This is a genomic window from Helicobacter pametensis ATCC 51478 (assembly GCF_000518225.1).
Classification (GTDB): Bacteria; Campylobacterota; Campylobacteria; order Campylobacterales; family Helicobacteraceae; genus Helicobacter_G; species Helicobacter_G pametensis.
Genome location: NZ_JADE01000007.1, coordinates 85,992 through 103,591, shown reverse-complemented (window position 1 = coordinate 103,591; position 17,600 = coordinate 85,992). Strand labels below are relative to the sequence as shown.

General features: G+C 39.3%; 23 protein-coding genes. 4 read left to right on the top strand and 19 right to left on the bottom strand.

Going from position 1 to position 17,600, the window contains the following annotated elements; all coding sequences use genetic code 11:
- Window positions 1-3: 3 nt before the first annotated feature.
- The 16 genes from atpA to T391_RS07580 form a co-directional block, all read right to left on the bottom strand.
- Entirely contained in the window at window positions 4-1,512 is a 1,509-nt protein-coding gene (atpA, locus tag T391_RS0101615) for a F0F1 ATP synthase subunit alpha (protein ID WP_027326874.1), read from the bottom strand.
- Window positions 1,502-2,056 (bottom strand): F0F1 ATP synthase subunit delta, encoded by a 555-nt coding sequence (locus T391_RS0101610; protein ID WP_027326873.1) that lies wholly within the window; start codon window positions 2,054-2,056, stop codon window positions 1,502-1,504. Before T391_RS0101610 ends, atpA begins: the two co-directional genes overlap by 11 nt.
- On the bottom strand, window positions 2,053-2,556 hold the full coding sequence (locus tag T391_RS0101605; RefSeq protein WP_027326872.1) for a F0F1 ATP synthase subunit B family protein: 504 nt from the start codon (window positions 2,554-2,556) through the stop codon (window positions 2,053-2,055). The genes T391_RS0101610 and T391_RS0101605 overlap by 4 nt, the downstream gene beginning before the upstream one ends.
- Complete coding sequence (locus T391_RS0101600) at window positions 2,553-2,990, bottom strand: F0F1 ATP synthase subunit B family protein (protein WP_027326871.1); 438 nt, start codon at window positions 2,988-2,990, stop codon at window positions 2,553-2,555. The genes T391_RS0101605 and T391_RS0101600 overlap by 4 nt, the downstream gene beginning before the upstream one ends.
- A gap of 40 nt (window positions 2,991-3,030) precedes the next feature.
- A complete protein-coding gene (locus T391_RS0101595) occupies window positions 3,031-3,903 on the bottom strand; it encodes a ParB/RepB/Spo0J family partition protein (protein ID WP_027326870.1) in 873 nt (290 codons plus the stop codon).
- A complete protein-coding gene (locus T391_RS0101590) occupies window positions 3,903-4,694 on the bottom strand; it encodes a ParA family protein (RefSeq protein WP_027326869.1) in 792 nt (263 codons plus the stop codon). The genes T391_RS0101595 and T391_RS0101590 overlap by 1 nt, the downstream gene beginning before the upstream one ends.
- A gap of 14 nt (window positions 4,695-4,708) precedes the next feature.
- Entirely contained in the window at window positions 4,709-5,344 is a 636-nt protein-coding gene (locus T391_RS0101585) for a biotin--[acetyl-CoA-carboxylase] ligase (protein ID WP_051420519.1), read from the bottom strand.
- Window positions 5,338-6,240, bottom strand: coding sequence for a methionyl-tRNA formyltransferase (gene fmt, locus T391_RS0101580; protein WP_034583393.1), 903 nt, complete (start codon window positions 6,238-6,240; stop codon window positions 5,338-5,340). Before fmt ends, T391_RS0101585 begins: the two co-directional genes overlap by 7 nt.
- Window positions 6,233-7,006, bottom strand: a complete 774-nt coding sequence (gene proB, locus T391_RS0101575; protein ID WP_027326866.1) for a glutamate 5-kinase — start codon at window positions 7,004-7,006, stop codon at window positions 6,233-6,235. Before proB ends, fmt begins: the two co-directional genes overlap by 8 nt.
- A complete protein-coding gene (gene obgE, locus T391_RS0101570) occupies window positions 7,003-8,064 on the bottom strand; it encodes a GTPase ObgE (protein WP_027326865.1) in 1,062 nt (353 codons plus the stop codon). Before obgE ends, proB begins: the two co-directional genes overlap by 4 nt.
- Window positions 8,065-8,067: 3 nt before the next feature.
- The gene (locus tag T391_RS0101565) at window positions 8,068-8,952 is read right to left on the bottom strand and encodes a DUF535 family protein (protein ID WP_027326864.1); all 885 of its coding nucleotides are present in this window, start codon (window positions 8,950-8,952) and stop codon (window positions 8,068-8,070) included.
- A 3-nt stretch (window positions 8,953-8,955) separates the two neighbouring features.
- Complete coding sequence (gene rpmA / locus T391_RS0101560; RefSeq protein ID WP_027326863.1) at window positions 8,956-9,210, bottom strand: 50S ribosomal protein L27; 255 nt, start codon at window positions 9,208-9,210, stop codon at window positions 8,956-8,958.
- Window positions 9,211-9,219: 9 nt separating this feature from the next.
- A complete protein-coding gene (rplU, locus tag T391_RS0101555) occupies window positions 9,220-9,531 on the bottom strand; it encodes a 50S ribosomal protein L21 (RefSeq protein WP_027326862.1) in 312 nt (103 codons plus the stop codon).
- Window positions 9,532-9,771: 240 nt separating this feature from the next.
- Entirely contained in the window at window positions 9,772-11,130 is a 1,359-nt protein-coding gene (locus tag T391_RS0101545) for an FAD-binding oxidoreductase (protein WP_027326861.1), read from the bottom strand.
- Window positions 11,127-11,831, bottom strand: a complete 705-nt coding sequence (locus tag T391_RS0101540; RefSeq protein ID WP_027326860.1) for a plasminogen-binding N-terminal domain-containing protein — start codon at window positions 11,829-11,831, stop codon at window positions 11,127-11,129. Before T391_RS0101540 ends, T391_RS0101545 begins: the two co-directional genes overlap by 4 nt.
- 29 nt (window positions 11,832-11,860) lie before the next feature.
- Window positions 11,861-13,048, bottom strand: a complete 1,188-nt coding sequence (locus T391_RS07580) for a peptidoglycan DD-metalloendopeptidase family protein (RefSeq protein ID WP_051420517.1) — start codon at window positions 13,046-13,048, stop codon at window positions 11,861-11,863.
- 143 nt (window positions 13,049-13,191) lie between these two features.
- On the opposite strand from T391_RS07580, the gene T391_RS0101530 reads away from it, so the two are divergent.
- The 4 genes from T391_RS0101530 to flgK are packed head-to-tail and all read left to right on the top strand — an operon-like array spanning window position 13,192 to window position 15,956.
- Window positions 13,192-13,383, top strand: coding sequence for a hypothetical protein (locus T391_RS0101530; protein ID WP_027326859.1), 192 nt, complete (start codon window positions 13,192-13,194; stop codon window positions 13,381-13,383).
- Between the two features lie 47 nt (window positions 13,384-13,430).
- Window positions 13,431-13,652 carry a flagellar biosynthesis anti-sigma factor FlgM gene (locus T391_RS07575; protein WP_034583391.1) on the top strand — a complete coding sequence of 74 codons (222 nt, stop codon included), beginning with the start codon at window positions 13,431-13,433 and terminating at the stop codon, window positions 13,650-13,652.
- Between the two features lie 55 nt (window positions 13,653-13,707).
- Window positions 13,708-14,136, top strand: a complete 429-nt coding sequence (locus T391_RS07570; protein ID WP_034583390.1) for a hypothetical protein — start codon at window positions 13,708-13,710, stop codon at window positions 14,134-14,136.
- A 2-nt stretch (window positions 14,137-14,138) separates the two neighbouring features.
- A complete protein-coding gene (gene flgK, locus T391_RS0101515) occupies window positions 14,139-15,956 on the top strand; it encodes a flagellar hook-associated protein FlgK (protein WP_027326858.1) in 1,818 nt (605 codons plus the stop codon).
- Here the strand turns inward: flgK and T391_RS0101510 are convergent, their stop codons facing one another.
- From T391_RS0101510 to T391_RS0101500, 3 genes are read right to left on the bottom strand one after another with little or no spacing between them, the layout of a single operon-like run.
- The gene (locus T391_RS0101510) at window positions 15,957-16,505 is read right to left on the bottom strand and encodes an SEL1-like repeat protein (protein ID WP_027326857.1); all 549 of its coding nucleotides are present in this window, start codon (window positions 16,503-16,505) and stop codon (window positions 15,957-15,959) included.
- A complete protein-coding gene (locus T391_RS0101505) occupies window positions 16,495-16,680 on the bottom strand; it encodes a hypothetical protein (protein ID WP_027326856.1) in 186 nt (61 codons plus the stop codon). The genes T391_RS0101510 and T391_RS0101505 overlap by 11 nt, the downstream gene beginning before the upstream one ends.
- Entirely contained in the window at window positions 16,680-17,534 is an 855-nt protein-coding gene (locus T391_RS0101500) for a class 1 fructose-bisphosphatase (RefSeq protein WP_027326855.1), read from the bottom strand. Before T391_RS0101500 ends, T391_RS0101505 begins: the two co-directional genes overlap by 1 nt.
- Window positions 17,535-17,600: the final 66 nt, after the last annotated feature.

Genomic DNA, 17,600 nt, shown 5'->3' with positions numbered 1-17,600 from the left:
CCCCTAGCTCAAAAAGGATGCTCTAAAGGCATCTAAGGCTTTTTTGAGTTCAGCTTCAATATTCTCATCCAAAGCCTTCTTCTCACGAATAGAGGTTAGAATATTTAAATACTTATCCTCAATAAATGGATAAAGCTCACTTTCAAACCTTGTGATCTGAGAGACAGCTATATCATCAAGATATCCCTTTGCTCCAGCATAAATCATCACAATTTGTTTTTCAATTGGAAGTGGAGCATAAGGAGGTTGCTTGAGTACTTCGACCATTCTCTGACCTCGCTCAAGCTGTTTTTTACTTGTTTCATCGAGATTTGAGGCAAATTGAGCAAAAGCTTGAAGTTCGCGATACTGAGCCAAATCCAATCTAAGTGTTCCAGACACTTGCTTAGTTGCTTTAATCTGTGCAGCTCCACCAACTCTTGATACAGAGAGACCAACATTGATCGCAGGTCTAATTCCAGAATAAAACAAATCAGTTTCAAGAAAAATCTGTCCATCCGTGATTGAAATCACATTGGTAGGGATATAGGCTGAAACATCGCCGGCTTGAGTTTCAATAATTGGTAATGCTGTCAAAGATCCAGCCCCTAGCTCATCGCTTACCTTGGCAGCTCTTTCTAAAAGTCTAGAATGCAGATAGAACACATCTCCTGGGAAAGCTTCTCGTCCAGGAGGTCTTCTCAAAATCAAAGACATCTCCCTATAAGCCACAGCATGCTTGCTCAAATCATCATATACAATCAAAGCATGTTTGGCATTGTCTCTAAAATACTCTCCCATCGTCACACCCGTATAAGGTGCCAAAAATTGCATCGCAGCAGAAACAGATGCTGGGGCATTGATCACTACAGTGTATTCCATTGCTCCATGCTCTTCTAAGCGTCTAACAACTTGGGCAACTGTTGATTCCTTTTGACCAATAGCAACATAAATACAAACAACCCCTTGCCCCTTTTGATTGATGATGGTATCAATCGCAACTGTTGTTTTTCCCGTCTGACGATCTCCAATGATTAATTCTCTCTGTCCTCGACCAATTGGCACAAGTGCATCAATCGCTTTGATTCCAGTCTGAAGAGGCTCGTGAACTGATTTTCGATCCATAATCCCTGGTGCCTTCTCCTCAACAAAACGGAATTCTTGAGCATTCAAAGGCCCCTTCCCATCAATTGGCTCTCCAAGTGCATTCAAAATCCGTCCGACAACGCACTCACCCACAGGTACTTTCATCAAACGATGCAAGCGCTTGACGCTCATCCCTTCTTGGATTTGTTTGCCGCTTCCAAGCACAACCACACCAACGAAATCTTCTTCAAGACTTGAAGCAAGACCGATATCCCCACTCTCAAACTCTACCATCTCATAATACATGACATTCTTGAGACCATAAACCTTGGCAACACCATCAGCATAAGTTGAAACCTTTCCAACCTCTTCAATCTTAAGATCCAACTCAAACTGACTAATTTTTTCTTTAATGATTGAACCAATCTCTCCTATTTTATTCTTCAATCTGAACTCCTTGCATAAATGAAACTAAAATAAAATTCTTCAAATCTCTGTCAAATTTTTCCTTAGAAAATGAAACTTCCAAATCAAGCTCTTCAATGTAGCATCCGACTTCCTCTTTATTCCACGAAGCCTCCTTCACCATAATTTGATATCCAGTTTTTTCTTCCAACTGTTTTTTAAATAATTCGATCAAATTTTGATCCAATTTATCAGAAGAAGACAAAATGGCACAACATTGCTTTTGATCAAGTCTCAAAGAACTTTCCAACTCCTCCACAACCTCTAACAATAAATGCAAAGTTTGAGAATCTGCCATCATCCTGACAAATTCCCTCATCCCTTGATGTGAAAAATCCAAACAAGAATCCACAAAGCCAACCTTAGTCAAAGCCAGAATGAATGGATTACTCAAAATTTTCTGAAATTCGGAGTTTTGGAAACATTCTTGTATCAGAGGTTTTTGATCCACAAGATCTAGCAAAACTTTAGAATCAAAGCTCTCTTTTAGGATTTTTGCATATTTTCTAGCAAGACCTCTTCTCATCTGATCCCCCTTGTCAAAATCTGCATACAAGCATCTTGAGATACCTGAACACTCTCTAGTGACTGATCAACAATTTTGGACACACTCTGATAAAAGAGTTGCTTCTCTTCTTGTTTGAGTTTTTCATCAAACGATGTAGCTAAGGTTTTGATATCTTGATCTAGACGAGAATCAAATTGTTGAGTGAGTAAAAATGCCTCACGCTTAGCATTAGCAACAATCTCTTTTGCTTTGTTCTGTGCATCCATAAGATGCTGTTCATTGCGCTCAATTTCTTTTTTGAGTTCTTTTTCTTGATTTTGCAGATGCTCAAATTGTTCAGAGATTTTCATCTTCCTTTGAGCAAAAATCTGCTTTACCTTGTCTGATCCAAGATACCAAACGATCAAAAAGAACAGCAAAAAATTGATTATCCTCTCGATAAAATCACTCTGAGCCAATGTCACTTCTGCAGAAAACGCAACATGTGAGAAAAGCAAAATCACAGACAACAATCTCATTGGGCACTCCTTAATTGGTTGATTTTCTGCTCAATTGCGACAACAAAACCTTCTCTTTCCTCACAGAGTTTAGCTTGAAGCAATGCATTCTGCTCAATCAACCCTTTTTTGTTCTCCAAAAATCGAGACTCAAGCTCAGATCTAGCGCGCTCAAAACCTTCATCATATTTTTTTTGTGCATCCTGAAGTGCTAAGGCCTTGATCTCCTTGGCTTCTCTCTTAGCAGATTCTAAGATATTGCGAATCTCAAGATCAATCTCTTCTATTCTTTGCCGATCCCCGCTGGCATTTAAAAATCCTTGTTTCAAAGATTGACTTCTCTTTTCTAAAAATTCCAAAATTGGGCGATACAGCATAAGATTTAAGAAAAAAATCAATGCCATAAAGACAACAAAAACCAAAAGCATCAAATATGGATTCAATGTTAAGCTCAATTTCCTCTCCTACTTCTAAACCGATTGCGAAAGCCGCATTTTAGCAGATCTCTTGTGCAATCAGCCCCAAGAAACGCCGAATCTCTTCTGAATTCTTTAGAGATATCGAGATTGAATTTCTAAGTTTCTTAAATTGAAAGGAAATTTGATTTTTTTTGAGAATCTCTTCAATTTTTTGAATGTCCTCTGGATCTGCAAGATCGATTTTATGTTCTTTTGGGAGATTAGTTGTTTTTGTATTTTTGACAAGATTCTCAACTTCTCTTACAGAAAGCTTGCGTCCAATAATCGTATGAGCAATTTTTTCTTGCTTACCACTCTCCAAACCGACCAAAGCCTTGGCATGACCCTGTGTGATCTTTCCCTCTACAAGAAGTTTTTGGACATTTGCACCAAGCTGAAGAAGGCGCAATGTGTTTGTGATCTGAGTTCTTGATTTTTGGATACGCTCTGCAAGCCCCTCATGCGTGATTTTGTAAGTTTTGAGCAATTCTTCATAAGCATGCGCTAGCTCAATAGGGTTGAGATCTTCCCTCTGAATATTTTCAATCAAGGCTACCTCACGCAAACGCGAAAGATCAATCTCAGCTACGATCGCTTTGATCGTTTGATTTTTACAAAGCTTAGAGGCTCGCAAACGGCGCTCTCCAGCGATCAAGACATATTGCCCTCCATCTTCATAAACCAAAATAGGCTGAAGCAGACCATGCTCCCTAATAGAATCAGCCAATTCTTGCAATGCTAGAGGATCAAAGTATTTGCGTGGCTGATAGGGGTTGGGAATGATCTGATCAAGTCCAATTTCAACCACACGCTCCTGTGTTGCAGGATCACCCATATTATTCTCATAAGCCTTGCTCACCTCGCCCAAGATCTCACTTAAACCCCTACCCAAGACTTGCTTTTTGCTCATCAGCTCACGCCTCCAAGAATTGCCTGAGCAAGCTCTTGATAGGCAAGACTTCCATTAGATTTTTTGTCATAAAGCAAAATTGGTTTTCCAAAGCTTGGAGATTCTGCAAGTTTGACACTTCTTGGAACCATCACACAATCCCCCTTTTGAGACTTTTTGAATAACTCTTGATCAAAATGCTGAATCAAATCTGCCAAAACTTGCTTGGAGAGATTATTTTGCGATGAATACATCGTGGGCAAAAATCCTCGTATAAATAAGCTAGGGTTACTTGTTGTGCGCAAAGCTTTGATTGTGCTAAGCAACTGAGCCAAACCCTCAAGGGCAAAAAACTCACACTGAATGGGAATAATCACAGAATGAGCAGCACTCAAGGCGTTGATTGTCAGTGGCCCAAGAGCAGGGGGTGAGTCAATCACAATAAAATCATATTGGTTTTGAATCTCCTCGACTTTACACTTCAAAAGAAGTTCTCGACCAGAGGTTCTTTTGCTATAGAACTCCTTCTCAAAGCCTACAAGTCCGATATTAGATGGGGCAAGAAAGAGATTATTCATATCTGTAGGATGAATGATTTGTGAGAGTTTTTTACTTCCTATGAGAACATGATAGATATCAAATTCCACTTCATTGCGACGAAATCCCAAACTAGTTGTTGCATTTGCTTGAGGATCAAAATCAATAAGCAATACACGCTTATTTAAATCCGCCAAAGAAGCAGAGAGATTCACAGCCGTTGTCGTCTTGCCCACACCCCCCTTCTGGTTGGCAATCGCAATAATTTCACCCATGCTCTTTCTCCAAACTATCTTAAACTATAAATTTTTTGATTTCCTACAAGCAGAGAGCCATCCTCGCACAAAGAAGCATTGCAAAAGCTCATCTCTTGATCATTGAAATGAAAAGTAAAGCCAAAATTCTTATGAAATTCTAGCTTGTAATTCCAAAAAATATCATCCCAACTTGGCAATCTGAAAAAAAAATCCAAAAACTCTCTAAGTTTTTCCTGCTTGATTTGAAAATCCCAATCAAGAGAAAGAGAAGCATAAGAAGAAGCATAGAGATTCAATCCAACTCCACAGACAAACTGATCTCCCAAGCTTTGTGTAAGAACCCCTCCCACTTTGAAATCTCCCAAATATAAATCATTGGGCCACTTAAGCCAAAGCCCCTCATAATTTAACCATTCCTTAAAAAGATATCCCACATAAATTGAAATAGACTGCAAAGGAAGATCTGAGGGCAATATTGCTTTTTTAAAGGCAAATGAAAAAAGCAATGCATTCTCTACACTCTCCCAAGAATTATTCCTACTCCCAACCCCTTTGATTTGACGCTCACTCATCACGCAGGCAGGAAGGGTAAAAACTTGATTCTTGACTTGATCAACAAGCCATGTTTGTGTCGAAACAAGCTCTTTGAAACAAAAAAAATTCAACAAAAAAGATCCCCTATCTTCAATCTTTTGCCATGCAAATAATCCTTAGCAAGCATTTTCATCTTAGATGGAGGCTGAACTTCTAAAATCTTGATTTTTCCCCTCTGACATCCCACTAACACCCCATCATCTAAAACATCCAAAATCTCTCCGGATCTAAATATCCCATCTTTTTCCACCAACTCGATACGCACAAGCTTCAAGCCATTTTCCAAAAAAATACTAGGCCAAGTGGAAAAAGCTAAAAATTTCACAAAAATTTCACGCGCACTCACAAAACTCACAAGACCTTGCTCTTTTTTGATCTTCTTACATACGCTTGCATCGCAATGATTTTGTCTAATCGGGGATAGTAAATGATAAGAATCTAGCACGGCACTTGCAAGCTCTCCCCCCATTTGCGCAAGCTTTGAAGACAAACCATGCAATCCTAGATCAACTTGTGTTTCCAAAAACTGGATTCCCAAAATATCTCCACAATCCAATCCCTGCTCCATCCTCATCGCCGTCACACCAAAATATTTTTGATCTTCTAAGATCATCTCTTGGAGCGGAGAAGCACCTCTTAAATGAGGCAAGATTGATGCATGGATATTGATGCATGGCACAAAATCCAAAAAGCTTTTTGGAAATATTTGGCCAAATGCAACGACAAGAAAGAAATCTGCTTGAAATACTTCCAGCTGTTTAAGAATCGAAACATCAAGAATTTGGGGTTGCAAAATAGGCAAACCTTGCTCAAGCGCATATTCTTTGACCTCTGATTTTTTGAGTTCTTGTTTGCGTCCAAATGGCTTATCAGGCTGGGTAACCACACATACAACCTCATGAGAAGAGGCAACAATATGCAACACCTCTTGTGCAAAGCGCGGTGTCCCAAAAAACACAACCCTAGCCATCAAACTCTCCAAATAAAGTGCCGCTTTTTTTGATTCTTTGTAGCAAGAAACTCTCAAGATGATCCAACTTATCACCATTACACAAAAACATCGCCCTGCCACGCTGGATCAAAAAATCAGCAGCGATCAGTTTGGTCACAATCCCACCTGTTGCAAAATGACCATGTGGATCATAGGTAGCCTGAAGTTTTTCTTGAGGGATAGAAGAGATATGTGCGATTAGTTTTGCATCAGCACATTGATGAGGATCTTTATCAAAATAGCCATCAATATCACTCAAGATCACCAAAAGTTCAGCACCCAAATAATAGGCAATATGTGCACTCAATCGATCATTATCACCAAATACAAGTTCTGTCGTTGCAATCGCATCATTTTCATTGATAATTGGCACAATTTTATTGCTCAAAAGCACATCAATTGTATCTTGCACATTTTGTGTCGCTTTTCTAGAATCAAAATCATGACCTGCAAGCAAAATCTGAGCAACTAAAACCCCATATTTTGAAAAAAGTTTGCGATATGTTTCAAGAAGAAGGGGTTGACCAATACTTGCTAGGGCTTGCTTATGAGCAAGAATAGATTTATCCAAATCAATCTGTGTATATCCACTAGCAACAGCTCCAGAGCTAACCAAAATCACATCAAAACGATCTTGAAGATGGACAATTGTCTCCACGATCTTGCACATTTCTTTTTCCTGAATTACTTCTCCATTGCTTAGATTAGAAGTGCCAACCTTGATCACAATCCTTTTGCGCATCACAATTTAAGCCCCTGTGAGAGAAGTGTCTTGAGCTCTTGTGTGTGGAACTGTGTTGCTGAAGCAATGGGCAGCACAAACAAAGGTTCCAAAGTCTGAAGACCATACCCTATCGTTAGCCCTTCTTGAATGTAGATCCCCTGATGCAGATTCAAAACCTTATCCAACCCTTGCTCTTTTAAGAATTGATCCATAAGTGCTGCAGAATCTACTGCGATATCAGTTTTGCTGAGTGCGATCCCAAAGGGCTTGCTTGCAAGCAGATCTGAAAACAATCTCAATTCATTGCGTAATTTGTCATATTGCTCACCCAAAGATCGATAACTACATAGATCCAATACAAATAAGAGTAGTTTTGTCCTCTCAATATGACGCAAAAACTCAATTCCCAATCCTCGCCCCTCGCTTGCTCCATCAATAATTCCTGGAATATCAGCCATTACAAAACTATCAAAATCACCAACATCTACAACACCCAAATTTGGCACAAGTGTTGTGAACTCATAATTGGCAATCTCTGGGCGTGCATTGGACAATACAGAAATGAGTGTTGATTTTCCCACATTGGGAAACCCCACAAGTCCTACATCAGCGATTAATTTAAGCTCCAAGCGCAGATGGGCTTTGATTCCCTGAATTCCAGGTTGAGCATATGTGGGACGCTGATTGACTGAGTTTTTAAACTTTGCATTGCCAGCACCCCCCTTACCCCCCTCAAAAAGTAGATGTCTCCCCTCTTTAAGATCTAGCAAAAGCTCTCCACTCTCCTCATCAAATACCTGAGTCCCAGCAGGTACTTTGATGATCAGATCCTCTCCACTTCGTCCAGTTTTATTTTTTCCTTCTCCAGGACGCCCATTTTCTGCCTTGTAATGCTTAGCACCACGGAAGCGAGATAGAGTGTCACTATTGGGATCAACCTCAAAAAATACACTCCCCCCTCGTCCTCCATCTCCACCATCAGGTCCCCCTTGGATTACAAATTTTTCTCTTCTAAAGCTCACTGCTCCAGCTCCGCCCTTTCCAGAAGAAACAAAAATATCCACACAATCTACAAACATACACTACCTCATCGCATCAAATTTTCGCTCAATTGCATCTCTCATCTCATCCAAAAGTGCGAAGCGTTTCTTATACATCGATCGCTTCTGACTTGGAATCTCATCTAATTCCTTACGCTGTGTTTGTGTGATATCAAAATAATCTCCACATCTCACACCGCCTACTTCATCCCACAACTGATCATAATCTGCAAAATACCCTCTCTTGCGTGAAGAAAAACGCACCTGTGCAGATTGAGAGATCCCCCATAAAATACGACAATCAAAAAATGCCATCATATACCGCATAGCCTCAATAAGGCAAATTTGAGGTCTTAACCCATAACACTTTTTTGTCATTATCTTAATCTTTTCTCGTGCCTCATCTCCCTGTATCAATCCCTGAATAGAAGCAATGATCAAAGCCTGCTTTGAAGGATCGATACAAAAAGATGCACCATAGATTCTCTGATGATTGCATTGCATCTCTACTGCCAAAAATCCCTCTTCAAATGTGCCATTCACTTTAAAAACAATCTGCACATCCTCATGTGAAAAAAGCAAAATTTCTTGATGTTGGATTAGTTTTTGAAAAATAGAGTGATCAAACTTCAAAAGAATTAGGCAATTTTCCCAGATAAGTTCCATTCTTTGGGCTCTGGAGAGATTCTGATTGGCAAAATCAATACAAACAATGCGATAGTCCCCCCCGCGATTAACCAGAAAGAATTCAATCAATCTGTGATCTTGATTAATTTGCGCAACAAATTGAGAAATTTGCTTGCGTGCAAGGAAAGACCTCGCCCAAAATCGCAATGCCTGACGCAAAAAATAAAGCTTAGAATCAAACCCCCGTCGTTGGCCAACCCCCCCATAAAGTTCCGAAACCTTTGGCCAGCGATAAGTCATAAATTACGCAGGATAAACAGAAACCTTTTTTCTGTCTTTATTTTTTTGTTCAAATTTTACTACTCCATCAATGAGTGCATAAATCGTATGATCTTTCCCCATTCCGACATTATTCCCAGGATGAACCTTCGTTCCCCTTTGTCGAATGAGAATATTTCCAGCTCTCACAAACTGAGAACCAAATTTCTTGACACCTAAACGACGACCAGCAGAATCTCTATTATTCTGTGTACTACCCTGACCTTTCTTGTGAGCCATCTCTTCTCCTTATCCTACAATTTTTAAAATTCGCACGCGTGTAAAATCTCGTCTAAAACCACGCTTTACTTTGCTGTCTTTTCTTCTTCTTTTCTTAAAAGTCACAACTTTCTTCGCTCTTCCCTCATTGATGACTTCAGCCTCGATCTTTGCACCACTTACAAAGGGTGTCCCAATCTTGCTATTTTCACCATCAACGAGAATCAATACTTCTTCAAAAGTAATTTTTGACTTTGGCTCAAGGCTCATTTTATCAAGAAGAACGATATTGCCTTCTTGGACCTTGTATTGCTTGCCTCCATTCTTAAAAATCGCATACATTCGCGCTTCCTTCATCTAAAATTTTCGCTTTTTCTTAGTTTGTCTCTAAGCAAAAACAAGGGGCTGATTATACCCAAAACATCTTTTAAATAAGATCAAAAACAGCCTCAAATCTTACAAACCCTCAAACACTCCAATGCCTCTCTCACACCACCCCAAATCAAAAATCACACAAGAAGCTTGGAAAAAATATTGAAGATTCAAAAATTCTTCTTCTAAGCCCTACAATAATCTCTAGGATTAAAGTCCCATTTTGTGAGGATTTAAAATCCCATTTGGATCAAAGACCTTTTTGATTTCCCTAAAAATTCTCATCTCCAAATCTCCAAAAGCCATGGGCATAAAAGATGATTTACTCAATCCAATCCCATGTTCCCCACTCAATGTCCCTCCCATCTCAATAGCTTGAGCAAACAGTTCTCTCACAGCCTGTTTCCCTACATCAAGTTCACTCTCATTTTTAAGCATTACATTTGTGTGAATATTTCCATCTCCAATATGCCCAAAGCATGCAATAGTCAGGCCATATTTCTGACTGATTTTTTCCACTCTATGCAAAAACTTTGCCACACTGCCTCTTGGCACTGTGATGTCTTCGTTGAGCTTTTTTACTCCATAAAAATTACTTGCTTGAGAGGCATTTTTGCGACCAAACCATATCCGTTCTTCCTCATCTTGATTTTGTGCGCGCATAAACAAAAGAGGTGAAAATCTCGCAGCAATCTCCCTGAGCTCCAAAACATCTCGCTCCAAACTATCTAAATGATTGGCCATCAACTTGATGATCAAAACAGCTTTGGCTTGCTCAGGATAGATCTGATATTTATGATTGAGAGCTGCAACCATTAGTGAATCCAAAAATTCCATCGCATAAGGAGAAAGACCACTTGCAAGAATTGCACAAGATGCCTCAGCCAAAGCCTTGATTCCATCAAAGCAAATCAACACCGAAGTTATATGCTTGGGTTTTGGAGCAAGCTTTAAAGTCATCTCTGTGATCACCCCTAGTGTTCCCTCACTTCCACACATCAAGCCCACAAGATCATAGCCAGCCACATCTTTATAGGTTTTATGTCCCAATTGCAAAATCTCTCCACTCCCCAACACAACACGCATAGATAAGATATGATTTTTACTCACCCCATAACGCACAGCATTCATACCTCCAGCATTTTCTGCGATATTGCCTCCCACACTGCTAAAAGCACTGCTAGCTGGATCTGGAGGAAAGAACAAATGATGAGGCTCAAGAATCTTATTGAGATAGCCATTGATAACACCAGGCTGCAAAGTAACACAAAGATTCTCCAAATCAATATGAATAATTGAAGAAAAATATTTTTGCATCGCCAAGATAATCCCCTCATTGATACATCCCCCACTCATACCACTGCCCGCACCTCTAGGCGTTACAGGGATCAGATGGGCATTGGCATAGCTAAGAATTTGTGCGATTTGATTCTCATTTTGAGGGAAAACAACATAACTTGGTCGCTTCTCCAAGCGCGTGCTATCAAATCCATAAACTGACAAATGCGCTTCATCACAATAGACCCCACCAACTCCTACAATTTCTTCAAGACAAGAAAAATGTTTCATTGATTCAAAAGCTTATTATATTCACTAAAGTATTCTTTTTTACGCCTCAAAAAATCCCAAAAACTCTTGGCTTCAACTCTTGCAAAGAAAGGATATTGCTTGCTAGATGGATCTGGATTCTCCATCTCTTGAGTTTCTAGCACTTTAAAACTTTGACAATCCAAAATATTTAGACCATTGGATGCATAAATCATCAATACCCCAACACTATAAATACGACAAATCTCTCCAAACCCTTTCTTGCTTGGATCAACAATTCCTTTATCGCCCACATCAGCAATCATCAAATCCGAACTCACAAAATGAATCTTTGGAAAGCGTGCTTTGATCTCTTCATAAAGCTTTTGGTTGGGTGCAACAATAAAGCCTCTCGAATAAAAACTCCTCATAATCACTTCATCTCCCACCCTAGGCTCCATAATCGGTGTGGGAAGATATTTTTGCTCCAAAAGTTTAAATCGCTCATAAGTTGCATGAATCGCATCTGATGAAACATCTGTGATTGTGATGAGATTTGAGATCAATCCTGGTCCAATTTTATGCACAATAATCCCCGTTTCACCAACCAAAACTCCATCATTTGGCTTTAAAATCAAAGTTTGCTTCTTTTTATCTACATTTGTAATTGTCAGCTTCAGAGTGGATACATCAAAAGCAAAAATAAAAAATGGCAACAATAAGATACACAACAATCTTTTCATCACTCTTCTCCCTGCTATGGCTTATTTGATTAACGATCTTCTAAAGAAGTGTCCTCAACGGCTCCGCCTTGAGTTTGAATGCTCCTAGTTTTGGAGTTTAGCTGCTCAAGCTCATCTTGAATCTGTTTTTTGTATCTTTGCATATTTTTAAGGAATTCTTGTTTTTTCTTGCCCTCTAACTTACTACGCGTTGTTTTAATACTTCCCAATGGATCGATGGGGCGATTATTTTTATAGAGTCCAAAATGTAAATGCGGACCAGAACTCAATCCTGTATTCCCACTCCTTGCGATCATCTGTCCCTGCCTGACATAAATTCCTGGACGCATTTTTCTATCAATCTTGCTCAAATGAGCATACAATGTCCTCAATCCCCCCTCATGCAAAATCTCAACAGCCTTCCCATATCCTCCCTTCCACCCAGCACTGATGACACGACCACTGCCCGCAGCATAAACTGGGGTTCCAATCTTGGCTCTAAAATCCACACCAAAATGAGGTCTGATAATCGTTTTCAGCACAGGATGGCGTCTTGCTTTTGAGAATTTAGAAGTGATATAAATCTTTGCCAAAGGCATCTGTAATAAAAATCCAGCAACTTCCTTGCCCTCTAGGTTATAAAAACGCCCACCATTATAAGAGATAAGAAAATTTTGTTTTTTGTTTGTCTCAACCATTGAAGCCAAAATTGAAGGTGTTCCAAAAAATTGACCAAAGCGATATTTTCTTGTGTAAATAATCGCCAATCTATCCCCCTTGATTACCTCCCTCTTGAAATTGATACTATTTTTATAGGTATTGAGAAATTCATTTGCTAATGCCAAATCCTTAGAAAACCTAAAAATATCTTGATGGGGCGAATCCATAATCTCAAGAGCAAGAGTTTGCTCTTTTTGGAAGGTTTTGATGGGAGTGAAGGTCATTTTATATTTATAATGATCTCTATAGATATGAATCTGTATCTCCTCATCAATAGGGATAAGAGCCTGCACCAGCTTGCCTTCAGAATCTTTGAGGATTTGATACTCAACTCCAGCATTGATCTCTGCTGTCAGCTCCTTATCTCCAGAGGGGAGGTTGTAATAAAGGCGTAGAGGGATTTGATAATCCTCTAAAAAATTTAAAAAGGTATAACCCCTTTGCCAGATGCGATTCTCACCTACTGCACTCAAGCACAATTGAAGAGACAACATAAGCAAGAAAATAACTTTTTTCATCCTCTTTAGATATCCCAAATCCTAGATTCTCACACCATTAGGGCAATTTGAAGTCAAAAGCTTACTACAAAACATTTAAAATTTGGGTCAATGTGATACTATATCAATCAGTCTAGAAAGGGACTTTAATCCAAGGATTTACGATGAGTAGTCAAAAAGCATGGGTGATTCCCATCATTGGCTTTTGCTGTTTTGTACTCACGATGATTGTTGTGGCGGTTTTTGCATATGATCCAAAACTTGGCATCCATACCCCAAACTCATCAGAACAAATGAGCCAACATGTGACAAATATCGAAAATCTTCAAAATGCAATCAATTCATCATTAAGATGATCAAAAGAATGTCGATTATAGACCCAATCAAAATTAAAGGTGGAGAAATGATTAGAAACAACTTAGAGCGATCTGTGGAACTTAAAAATCTCTATCTTCGACCCAAGAGTGAGAAGACTGGGGATACAAAGATAAGTGAAACTCATAAAGAAGAAAAAGTCGCCTCAGATCGTATTAGTGAGATTCGTGATCAGATCCAATCTGGATCATACAAGGTTGATTTAAAGAAAACATCTGAAAAAATGGCACTTAATTTGCTTGGCCTATAGAAAACTTGTCCTCTCAAGTAGAGGCAAGCATTTCTTTATAATAAGGTTAAAATTGATGCTTTCTAGTTATTTAAAAGAAGCTATTTGCAAACTCTCAAAACTCATTGATATAACAAAATTGGATATCCAATCTCTATCCAATGCTCAAAATGAACAAATCTTTCAAAGACTCCCGCTCAAAGAAGCTTTGATCAAAGAATTTGAGCAGAGTAAAAATCTTATCGATTCTCATATGCTTCAACTCAAAAATCAGCATCCAGACCAAGAACTCTCTTCATTGCTTGAAGATGAGATTTTGGATCTTCTTAGCACACTCAAAACATCACTCAAAGAACTCAAAGAACTCAATAATGGATATGCTAGAAGTGTGCATGCTGTAAGTGAATTTTACACTTCACTTCTTAGGCGTATTGTGCCGCATGAAAATAATGGATATGGCGGCTATGCCAAACCCCAGCAAAACTTTCTTGCTATTCAGGTTTGACAATGGGCGGGATCCTTACTTCTCTTAACACATCCTACACGGGGTTACAAGCTCATCAAGCAATGGTTGATACAACGGGCAATAATATTGCCAATGCCAATGATGAGTTTTACTCAAGGCAAAAGGTCATTCTCAAACCCCAAACTCCACTAGATAAAGGGACTTATCATCTTGGGAGTGGAGTGCAAATTGAGAGCATTATGCGCGCTCATGATGAATTTATTTTCCAGCGATATGGTCGTGCTGCGCAAGAAAAAGAGTTTTATCAAACCCAGTTTGACAAACTCAGAGAAACCTCTTCTCTCTTCCCAGATCTTGAAGGTGTTGGAATCTATGAAGATTTACAGCAATACTTCAATGCCTGGAAAGATCTCTCCAAAAATACAAGTGATCCAGCACAAAAACAAATCCTCATCCAAGCGACACAGACATTAATGCGCAGTATTCATTCTGCATATGACAATCTTGCAGGTATGCAGAAAAAAACAAGCCAAGAACTTGCACTAAGAATCGAAGAAGTCAATCGCATCGGAGAGCAGATTGCCAATATCAACAAACAACTCGGTATCAAAGAATCAAAAGTCGATCTTATCAAGGCGAATGATTTGCGTGACCAAAGAGATAAGCTTGAATTTCAACTCAAAGAACTTATTGGTGGAAGTGTTTTCAAATCCAATCTCAAATCCGACATTGGAATCAACTCAAGAAATATCGACTATGGAGAAAACTATGTTCTCAATGTCGCAGGAGGATTCAATATCGTCGATGGCATCAACTTCCATCCACTCACAGTCAAAGAATCCCACAAAGGCAATGGACTTAATCATGTCTATTTCAAAAATCAAGATCATCACCCTGTTGATATCACCAACTATTTATTGGATGGAAAAATTGGAGGACTTATCAAGCTTTATGCTGATGGAATTGATGGCACAACTCCAGGAAAAATGCAAAAATATATCGATATGCTCGATACATTTGCAAGAACTTTTATTGAGACGACCAACAATATCTATGCGCAAAGCGCTACAAAAAATATCGAGAGCAATTCTGTAGAGCTCTCACGCGATCAGTCCCTCATCAATAGTCAATACAATATCCGTAAAGGTAGCTTTGATATCGTCATTTATGATTCAGATGGAGAGGAGATTGGCGTCAAAACAATCACAATCTCACCCACAACATCCATCGAGGATGTTGTCCAGCAAATCAATTCCAATACAGATGACAATGCTGATCAAAATTCACTCAATGATATTGATGATTATTTCAGTGCCAATTTCAACTCTCAAACAGGTAAATTCCAAATCATTGCCAAGAATCAAGATAGTGTTTATATCGGAATTAGAGACAAAGGGACCAATTTCGCAGGATCCCTTGGCATCAATCGCTTCTTTGATGGAAATAATTCCAAAAACATCAGCATCAATGAAAGCTATGTCCAAGATCCAACAAAGCTAAGAGCTTGGGGTGCCCCATCATCTGGGAACACAGATGTTGCCAATATGATACAGCAGATGCAATATGATGACCTAGTCTTTCAGACAGGGAAGAATTCATTCCAAGAGATGCAACTCACCCAATATTATCAACTCCTAGGAGGAGAAATCTCCACAGACACACAAGCCATCCAAACAACACTTGACACAAAAACTGCTCTCTTTGCAGCGGCCAAACAAGAGCATCAGAGTATCTCTCAAGTCAGTGTGGATGAAGAAATGGTCAATCTCATCAAATTTCAAAGTGGTTATGCTGCCAATGCAAAAGTCGTCAGCACTATTGATAAAATGATTGATACACTCTTAGGGATCAAGCAATAATTACTTTTCTTCAAGCTTCTCTTTGAGAGATTGAAACTTGGCAATCTCTGGAGAGTAGGGATTGTCCTGTTTGAGGATCTCAAGTGCTGCCTGACATCCTCCAAGATTCCCTCCATAGCATGACTTACCAAAAAATTTCAGTGCCAAAGTAGATTCTTTGGATCCAAAATGACCCAAGACATAAGCTTTGCCAAGTTCAAAACATAACTTTGGATTCCCACTCTGACACCCTTGATCAAGCCACCTCAATATAGCATCGCCCTTCTTTTGATGCGTATGCACAACAATCTCACAAGCCCTACTTTCACCATACAAACAAGCTTGCTCTAAAGCCTTAAGAGCCTTAAGACGACCCATATCATTAGGCTCTAAACGCGCATACACAGAGGCTGTCATCATACAAGCTTTCAAACTTGATGTCAGACAAGCCCCCTCCAAATAAGGCAGCGCCTCGATATATTCACCTTTTTCATATAGTAAGAAGCCATACTGATATGAATCTTTGCACCCCATCAAAAAGATCAACACCACAAAAAGTCTAAAAATCAAACCCACCTTCCTCTTGCCCACCATTCAAAAACCTATAAGTATTGCGCACATAATCTTTTCTTTCTTTGCACTCAAGAACTTCTGGACATTTCAAACAAGAATCAATCAATCGCCCCTTCTGACACTCTAAAACTTTTTGCCCACTCTCTTCAAACAATCTCTCAAGCTCTTCCATCAGAGATTCCTCAAACTTTCTTTGACAAGAGAGATTTCATCCTTGCTTCCAAAATAACAGGGGCAACTCTCATGAGATGTTAAGATTGGAAGATCCAACAATCGCTTACTTCCATCAATCGCCTCACCTCCAGCACATTCAAAAATCAAGGCAAATGGAAATACTTCAAAAAGCTTGCGCAATTTACCACAAGGAGCATCTTGTGTCGCTGGATAGCTAAAGAGCCCTCCTTTTTTGATCAATATCTGATGCAAATCAGGAACCATTCCACCAGAATATCTCAAGCGATATCCTTGAGCAAATAATGATTCCACCATAGCCTTATGCTGTATGCTCCAATATTTCTGTGTCCCCCCAGTAGCATTGATCTTCCCACTTTTTTCAAGCATCAAAATCTCCTGATCTTTCCACTCTCTCTTTTTTGGATCAAAACAAAAATGACGCACCCCACTCTCCCCTCGCTTTGCCAGTACAAGCTCCAATCTTGGTCCATAGACGATATAACCACTCGCGACCAAATGATGTGCCTCAAAACTTTTGTGATAGATTCCAAAAATCGTCCCAACACTTAGATTTGAACCAAGCAGCGAGGATCCATCGATAGGATCATAAGCAACGCAAAATTCTCCCCCCATATGCGCATCTCTAATCTCGTTCTGCTCTTCAGAAAATACAGAATGCACACACTCCAAAGAAGCCAACTCTTCTCCAATCAATACATCACTTTGCACATCTAATGCAAGCTGAACATCTCCACTAGCATTGCACTCTGAAGTATAAGAAGTCTCCCCACAAGCAATCATTTCTTGAATCTTTGGCGCCAAAGAAAAAAAACAATCGATTATTTGTTGCATTTCATATCCTCCACTTAAGCTTAAATTGTAAAATTATAACTTTTACTCTCACAATGAATATCGGAG